Here is a 1,721-nt window from a genome sequence, read left to right as displayed (position 1 = left end):
GTTAAAGGTTCATACGCTGTATGGGTCGGAAAGGAGAAAGGATGCCAGTCCTTTTAACCAGGCTGATGTAGTGATTACTTCTTATGGAACGATGTTATATGATATTAATTTTATAAAGAAGTTTGAGTTCAATTATGTGTTTCTTGATGAATCTCAATCGGTTAAAAACCCTTCTTCCCAACGTTATCATGCAGCCGCTTTACTGCGTTCAAGAAATAAAATCATGATTACCGGAACCCCTGTGGAGAACAGTACTTTTGATCTGTATGGGCAGCTTTCGCTGGCCAGTCCTGGTCTTTTGGGTTCCAGGCAGTATTTTAAAGATCATTATTCCACACCTATCGATAAATTTAAGGATATTAAAAGATCGCTGGAACTGCAGAAAAAAGTAAGGCCTTTTATCCTACGCCGGACGAAGAAACAGGTGGCGGAGGAACTTCCGGATAAAACAGAAATGGTCTTGTATTGTGAGATGGGAGAGGAGCAGAGAAAAGTATATGATTCTTATAAGGAAGAATACCGTAACTTTCTTTTAACGCATAAGGAGGAAGATCTTTCAAGGCATAGTATACACGTTTTAAAAGGGTTGACGATATTGAGACAGATATGTAACTCGCCGGCTTTGTTGAAAGAAGATGTTTTTTACGGAGAGGCTTCTTCTAAAATCACTGTACTGATGGAAGAGATAGAGAGTAAATCATCTCAGCATAAGATCCTTGTTTTTTCACAGTTTGTAACGATGCTGGACCTGATTAAAAAGGAATTGGTGCAGCGGGATATTTCATTCGAATACCTGACAGGACAATCGAGAAACAGAGCGGCAAAGGTGAACGAATTTCAGCAGAATGATGGGGTCAGGGTCTTTTTGATTAGTTTAAAAGCTGGGGGTGTTGGCTTGAATTTAACAGAGGCGGATTATGTGTATCTGGTAGATCCGTGGTGGAATCCGGCAGTAGAAAACCAGGCAATTGACAGGAGTTATCGCATTGGACAAAAGAAGAATGTAATCGCGGTACGGCTGATCTGCCCAGGAACCATAGAAGAGAAAATTATGAGGCTGCAGGAGCATAAGAAAGATCTGGTCAATGACCTGATCAAGACGGATGCCAGTACACTGAAGCAATTTTCAAAGAAGGACCTGCTTGAATTGTTTAATTAATAACTTAGTTTTGCAGGATTGAAGACCCTGTTGGTGAAAAGCATGTATAAATATTTAGTGGTTTTTTTCTGTTGTGTACTTGGTTATCTCGCCGTAAATGCCCAGGCTGTGTCACAGCAACCGCTTGATTCTGTAGTGAAGCCAGTGTATAAATACAGGGTGGTTAGAGATTCTGCGTTTTATGCAAGACAAAAATTTGTAACAGACTCTATCCTTACTCATAGTTGGCTGATTCCGGATTCTTTGCTGAGCTCTACTCTGCTGATGGATAGTATTATGAAGCTAAAGGTATACAGCCGGCCAGCCGGTGAGCCTTGGTACACGATTTATAATAAAGTAAAAAAGGAAGATTTATTCAAAACGGGAATGCCTTTACCCAAGGGGCAGGTTTGGATTTTAGGCTTTATCGCGTTTCTCCTGGTCGTTTTTGCTATACTAAGGAATTCTTTTTCCAAGCAGCTAGACAGTATTGTTCAGTCCTTCTTCAGTAATCGGGTTTTAAATAATTTAAATAAGGAGGATAATTTGTTTACTTCCTGGCCATTTTTACTCCTATTTATAC

1 protein-coding gene and 1 pseudogene are annotated in these 1,721 nt (G+C 40.0%); both read left to right on the top strand.

Features of this window, described 5'->3' with window-relative positions:
• A partial coding sequence (locus tag DBR11_RS15155; protein ID WP_146186551.1) for a DEAD/DEAH box helicase occupies nucleotides 1-1,159 on the top strand: 1,159 nt, incomplete at its 5' end.
• A 42-nt stretch (nucleotides 1,160-1,201) separates the two neighbouring features.
• Nucleotides 1,202-1,721 (top strand): annotated as a pseudogene (locus DBR11_RS15150) (DUF4271 domain-containing protein); the annotation flags it as partial.

Origin of the sequence: Pedobacter sp. HMWF019, assembly GCF_003061025.1 — a bacterium.
In the GTDB taxonomy this organism is placed as follows: Bacteria; Bacteroidota; Bacteroidia; order Sphingobacteriales; family Sphingobacteriaceae; genus Pedobacter.
This window is presented reverse-complemented; position numbering and strand designations above follow the sequence as displayed.